Annotated in this window: 5 protein-coding genes and 1 pseudogene; 3 read left to right on the top strand and 3 right to left on the bottom strand. The window is 74.9% G+C overall.

Translation table 11 applies throughout. From position 1 onward, the window contains the following. From ACWGN5_RS01760 to ACWGN5_RS01750, 3 genes and pseudogenes are all read right to left on the bottom strand, one after another. A pseudogene (locus ACWGN5_RS01760) lies at positions 1–267 on the bottom strand (hypothetical protein); the annotation flags it as partial. A 100-nt stretch (positions 268–367) separates the two neighbouring features. Next, on the bottom strand, positions 368–703 hold the full coding sequence (locus tag ACWGN5_RS01755; RefSeq protein WP_453510611.1) for a hypothetical protein: 336 nt from the start codon (positions 701–703) through the stop codon (positions 368–370). A 153-nt stretch (positions 704–856) separates the two neighbouring features. Then, positions 857–1,462 (bottom strand): class I SAM-dependent methyltransferase, encoded by a 606-nt coding sequence (locus ACWGN5_RS01750; RefSeq protein ID WP_453510610.1) that lies wholly within the window; start codon positions 1,460–1,462, stop codon positions 857–859. A 161-nt stretch (positions 1,463–1,623) separates the two neighbouring features. Here ACWGN5_RS01750 and ACWGN5_RS01745 point away from each other — a divergent pair, with 161 nt between their 5' ends. The 3 genes from ACWGN5_RS01745 to ACWGN5_RS01735 all read left to right on the top strand — a co-directional run bounded on the left by ACWGN5_RS01745 (position 1,624) and on the right by ACWGN5_RS01735 (position 6,190). After that, on the top strand, positions 1,624–2,457 hold the full coding sequence (locus tag ACWGN5_RS01745) for an MHYT domain-containing protein (RefSeq protein WP_453510609.1): 834 nt from the start codon (positions 1,624–1,626) through the stop codon (positions 2,455–2,457). A 134-nt stretch (positions 2,458–2,591) separates the two neighbouring features. After that, complete coding sequence (locus ACWGN5_RS01740) at positions 2,592–5,759, top strand: nitrate- and nitrite sensing domain-containing protein (protein ID WP_453510607.1); 3,168 nt, start codon at positions 2,592–2,594, stop codon at positions 5,757–5,759. Further along, positions 5,756–6,190, top strand: a complete 435-nt coding sequence (locus ACWGN5_RS01735; RefSeq protein ID WP_453510605.1) for a roadblock/LC7 domain-containing protein — start codon at positions 5,756–5,758, stop codon at positions 6,188–6,190. Before ACWGN5_RS01740 ends, ACWGN5_RS01735 begins: the two co-directional genes overlap by 4 nt. Position 6,191 lies beyond the last annotated feature (1 nt).

The following is a 6,191-nucleotide window of genomic DNA, read 5'->3' as shown; positions in this document are numbered from 1 at the left end:
GTCGTACGCCATGCCGCAGTCCCAGGAGGAGATGGCCACGGCGACGAGGGACACGTCGTCGACGACGACCGTCCAGCGGGCCCCGTGCCCGTCCTGGCCGAACACGAGCCCGTACCCCTCGGCGTACGGCTGAAGGCCGAGCGCGGCGCAGGCCGCCGGGTAGTCGTCGCCGAGCACGCTCGGGAATCGCGCGGGCGTCAGCAGCGCCGCGGTCAGCACTAGGAGCGCGTCGGCGTCGGCCTCGGCGATCGGGTCCGTCCCAGCCACGGCTTCCTCCCCATCTGGTCGTCGGCGCACCTTAACCAGTGGGTAACCCGCGCGTCGAGGGTCTCCACCAGCGAACCTCGACCCGCCGGGGCCGGGCCCGTCATGCGTCGCCGGCCCGCCGTGCTCCTGATGCGTCCCGCAGACCGAGGAGCGAGCGGGCGACGGTGCGGGGGGACTCGTTCCGTTCCCTGGCGAGGGTGATCAGCGCCCGGCAGGCCAGTTCGTTCACGCCGAAGGAGAGCATGCCGGGGGAGACCCGGCTCGCCGCCTCCTCAGCCCGGGCCAGGTCGTCCTCGGCACAGGCCGCCACGTACTCGGCGGCGGCCTCGAAGAGGTTGTGTCCCTGTCGGGGGCGCGGTGGAGCCGGCGCGGCGGCTTCGGGCGCCTTCCGGCCGGAGGGGAGGAGTCTGCGCAGTCTTTCCGGTACTCGTGCCACGGCCCGCCGCCTTTCCCGGGCACGACTGCCCGGCGTTTCTACGGTAGACAGTGAAGTGCCGGTAAAGAAGGGTGCGTTGGCATCCGCGACAGCCTCCGCGACGGCTCCGCCGACCCTGCCCCGACTCTGCCGCATCGGGCCCCGCGGCCCGGCTCAGTCCTCGCGGACGGCGAGAGCCAGATAGCGGGCGTCCTCATCGACATAGCTGACGAGTCGCCAGCCGGCCTCGGCGAGCACGGGGCGCAGCCGGGGCTCGGCGCGCAGGTCGTCCGGTGTGATCTGCCGGCCGTGGCGGGCCGCGAGGGCGGCTCGCCCGATCGGGTGGAACAGCGCGAGCCTGCCCCCGGGCCGTACGACCCTGGCGAGTTCCCGCAGATCGGCGACGGGCTCCGCGAGATGCGAGATGAGCCCCGCCCCGAAGACGGCGTCGAGTGCCCCGTCGCGCACCGGCAGCCGGCCGACGTCGGCGAGCAGCAGCGTCCCGCCGGACTCGCCGCCGCGTCCGGCGCTGACGGCCCGTTCGATCATTTCGGGGGTGAGGTCGGCCCCGAGTACCGTGCCGGAGGGGCCGACGGCGGCACGGAGCGGCGGGAGCGCGCGGCCGGTGCCGCAGCCGGCGTCCAGCACGGCGTCGCCGGGGCGGAGTCCGAGTTCGTCCACGGCCGCGGCGTACGCGGGGCCGTCGTCGGGGAACCGGCTGTCCCAGTCGGCGGCGCGGGCGCCGAAGAACTCTCGTACATGCGTGGGGTCATCGCTCATGTGCTCATGATCTCGCACCCTTCCGCACACGGAGGGGTGAACGTTCTGTGTGCACGTTCGAGCTCGGCCTGATCGTTCGGGACCATCTCTCTGTCATATTCCAGCAGCTTTCGAAATGCGCCCCCTGTGCGCCCCCCGGTGCGCACTAGCGTCCCTGAGCCATGGGACACCTGGACCACGCCACCTTCGGCTGGCTGACACCCGTGCTGTCGTACGCGATGGCCTGCATCGGCGCCGCCCTCGGGCTGCGCTGCACCGTACGAGCGCTCGACGCGACCGGCAGGTCACGGCGCAACTGGCTCCTCACCGCAGCCTCCGCGATCGGCACCGGCATCTGGACGATGCACTTCGTGGCGATGCTCGGATTCGGAGTGACGGGCACCGACATCCGCTACGACGTGCCGCTCACCATCCTCAGCCTCCTCATCGCGATGGCCGTCGTCGGCGTCGGGGTCTTCGCCGTCGGCTACGGACGCGACCGGGTCCGCTCCCTCCTGATCGGCGGGCTGACCACGGGCATCGGCGTGGCGAGCATGCACTACATGGGGATGGCCGCGCTCCGGCTCCACGGCCAGGTGCGGTACGACCCGCTGCTCGTCGGCCTGTCGGTGCTGATCGCCGTCGTCGCCGCCACGGCCGCGCTCTGGGCGGCGCTCAACATCCACGCGCCCGCCGCCGTGGCCGTCGCCTCGCTCGTGATGGGAGCGGCCGTCAGCAGCATGCACTACACCGGCATGTTCGCGGTGCGGGTCGAGGTCGTCCCCTCAGGGGCCACCCTCCCGGGAGCCACGGTCATGCAGTTCATCTTCCCGCTCGCCGTCGGCCTCGGCTCGTACCTCTTCATCACCTCCGCCTTCGTCGCCCTCTCCCCGACGGCCAGGGAACGCGCCGCGTACGCCTCCGCCGGACGCCTCACGGAACCGGACGAACGCGCGGTGGACGTCGCGCCACCCGGCTTCCGCACCCCGGAGGCGGCCCGCACACCCACGACCTGACCGTCACGCGCCGCCCCTGGCCGTCGCGAGCCGACCCTGCCGGGACGCGCCGACCCTGACCCGCTTGACCCGACACCCCTGAGCACACCAGGCCACACCGCACCAGAGACAGTCGCAGCCGGAACGAGGAGGCCATGCGAACTCCCCGCAAGAACAAGGACGCCGAGGCGGCCACGCCGCCACCGGCGGCCGCGCGCGGGCGGCGCGCACACGCAGGCCCGCCCGCCGACGAGCCGGGGGAACGAACCCCCGAGGCCTCTGCGACGGCGCGCCGGACGGGCGCCGCGGGCACCCAGGTGCCGGGAAGTGCAGGCCACCCGGCGGGCCCGTTCGTGGCCGGCGAGGACGGCACTGCTGCCCACCCCGCCGGCCCGTTCGTGGCCGGCGAGGCCGACTCCGCCGCCCACCCCGCCGGCCCCTTCGTGGCACGAGACGGCGGCACCGCCGCCCGGACCTCCGGGCGCCCCCAGGACTCCGCAGGACCGCACGGGTCCGACGCGCCACGTGGCCGTCCTTCCTTCCAGGGGCTGCGGCCGCGTACGGTTCGCGCCAAGATCGTCTCGCTCCTGATGGTCCCGGTCGTCTCCCTCCTCGCCCTCTGGGGCTTCGCCACCGTCAGCACCGCGCAGGACGTGGCCCGCCTCCGCCAGCTCCAGCGCGTCGACGCCGAGATCCGCGAGCCCGTCACGGCCGCCCTCGCCGCACTCCAGGCCGAACGGCGCGCCGCCGTACGGCAGGTCGCGGCGCCCGGATCCACCCGGGCCGCCGAGCTCAAGGACCGCGTCCGCCGTACGGACGAGGCCGTCGACCGGCTCCGCCTGGACGGCAGCCACACCGTCGGCGACACCGGAGACCTGCCCGGCGAGGTCGCCGACCGGGTGAGCGTCTTCGTCGGCAAGGTCGAGGGCCTCGCCCGGCTCCGTACCGCCGCGGCCGACGGGCGTGCCGACTGGGACCAGGTCTACACGGCGTACACGGACACCATCTCCGCCGCCTTCGCCGTCGGCGGCGCCCTCAGCGGCATACAGGACGCCGAGCAGGGGTCCGACGCGCGCGTACTCCTCGAATTCGGCCGGGCCGGCGAGATGCTGTCCCGTGAGGACGCCGTCCTCACCTCCGCCCACCTCACCGGCCGGCTCACCGCGGACCGGCTCCGCGCCTTCACCGGCGCCGTCGAGACCCGGCGTGCCCTCACCGCCTCGGCCTCCGCCGACCTGCCCGCCGCCGCACGCGCCGCGTGGGCCCGGCTCGCCGCCGGCGACGAGCAGACCCGGCTCACCCGGGCCGAGGAGCGGGTCGGCGCCGCGAGCCCGGGCCGCCCCGCGGCCCAGGCCGTCACGTCCGCCGAGTGGGACGCCACCCTCGCGGCCGTACGGGGCGGACTCACCGCGATCGAGAACGACGCGCGCGGCGCGGCGGCCGACCGCGCCGACCCCTTCGCCGGCGGTGCCCTCACCGCGGGCGGCGCGGCGGTCGTACTCGGCCTCGCCGCCGTCGCCGCCTCGCTCGTCATCTCCGTACGCATCGGCCGCGGCCTCGTCGTCGAGCTCGTCAGCCTCCGCAACACCGCCCTGGGCATCGCACGCCGCAAACTCCCCGCGGCCATGCGTCGGCTCCGCGCGGGCGAGGAGATCGACGTCCAGGCCGAGGCCCCGCCCGGGCCCGTCTCCCAGGACGAGATCGGCCAGGTCGGCGAGGCTCTCACCACCGTCCACCGTGCGGCGCTCTCCGCGGCCGTCGAACGCGCCGAACTCGCCAGCGGCATCTCAGGCGTCTTCGTCAACCTCGCCCGCCGCAGCCAGGTCCTCGTCCACCGCCAGCTCAACCTCCTGGACAGCATGGAACGGCGCGCCGACGACCCCAACGAACTCGGCGACCTGTTCCGGCTCGACCACCTCACCACCCGCATGCGACGCCACGCCGAGAGCCTGATCATCCTCTCCGGAGCCGCCCCCGGCCGCGCCTGGCGCATGCCCGTCCCCCTCACCAACGTCGTCCGCGCCGCCGTCTCCGAAATCGAGGACTACGCGCGCGTGGAGGTCCGGCGGCTTCCCGAGACGGCCGTGGTCGGCGGTGCCGTCGCCGACCTCACCCACCTGCTCGCCGAACTCATCGAGAACGCCGCCCAGTTCTCCCCGCCCCACACCAAGGTGCGGGTCAGCGGCGAACCCGTCGGCAACGGCTACGCCCTGGAGATCGAGGACCGGGGGCTCGGCATGGGCAAGGACACCCTTGCCGAGGCGAACGCCCGCATCGCCCAGTCGGAGGCCCTCGACCTCTTCGACAGCGACCGGCTCGGCCTCTTCGTGGTCAGCCGCCTCTCCTCCCGCCACGACATCAAGGTCCATCTGCGGACCTCGCCCTACGGCGGCACGACCGCCGTCGTCCTGCTCCCGACCGACCTCCTCCAGGGCGCCCTGCCGCCCGGCCGCGGCGCGTCGGCGAGCGCAACCGACACCCCTCACGCCGGAACCCCGCGCGCGGGGAACCCCCCTGCGCACCTCCCGGGCGGTCCGGTCGTCGACGGCAGGACCGGTCAGGCCCCGCACACCGACAACGCGCGCGCCGCGCGGGAACGTGAGGAGGCGCACCGCGCCGAGGCCCGCCGCTTCGGCCGGCCCCAGGCACCGCAATCGGCCCCGGCTGCCCCGATCCCCCCTGCGCTTTCTGGGAATCCGGCCTCGCCCGTCGCCACCGGACGCCCTGCCCCGCCGCCGTCGCCCGGCGTACGGGCCGGGAGCCTGCCCCAGCCGACGGACGGATCCCGCCCGTCGAACCCTCCGCAGCCCCCGACGGGCGCCCGCCCGCAGCCGTTGGCGCGCCCGACCGCCGTGCCCGCGCTCGGGGCGCGGCCGGAGCCCGGCCCCGGCCCGGCTCCGGCACCCGCGGGCGTCACCGAACTGCGCCGCCGCGGCCCCTCCGTACCACCGCTCGTCCCGCCGCCCTCCCGGGAGCGGCCGCCGGCCACACCGACCGGCGAAGGGGCGCCCGGGCACGATGCCTCCGCGGCCTCCGACGGCGAACTGCCCCGTCGCGTACGGCAGGCGAGTCTCGTTCCGCAGCTGCGTGAGGCACCGGCCCCGCAGCCGGTGTCCGTACCGGTCGCACCCGGCACCGGCGCACGGACCCCGGAACAGGTCCGGGACCGCATGGCGGCGTACCGGGACGGCTGGCAGCGGGGCGGTGGCGCCGTCCCTGGCGCCAGACGACCCCTCGGTACGGGCTTCGCCACCGACACGGGCCAGGACCCCGGCCACGGCACCGCCCCCCTCGACCCTCGCTCCGAAGGAGACGACGCATGATCGACCACGAGCGGATCTCGCACCACCGGTCCGGCGAACTGGACTGGCTCCTCGACGACCTCGTCATGCGCGTCCGCGAGGTCCGCCACACCGTGGTGCTCTCGAACGACGGACTCGCCGTGGGCGCCTCCAACGGACTCAGCCGTGAGGACGCCGAGCACCTGGCCGCCATCGCCTCCGGCTTCAACAGCCTCGCCAAGGGCGCCGGACGCCAGTTCCACACCGGCGGAGTCCGCCAGACCATGGTCGAGATGGACGACGGCTTCCTCTTCGTCGCCGCGGCGGGGGACGGCTCCTGCCTCGCCGTCCTCAGCTCCGCGAGCGCCGACATCGGCCTCATCGCCTACGAGATGGCCCGCCTCGTGAAGCGCGTCGGCGAGCACCTGCACACCCCGCCGCGCCTCACGGTGACCCCGCCGGCCGTCGGCTGAC

This window comes from Streptomyces sp. NPDC055815 (genome assembly GCF_053616475.1).
The sequence above is the reverse complement of the archived record's forward strand: the minus strand, read 5'-3'. Positions and strand labels throughout refer to the sequence as shown.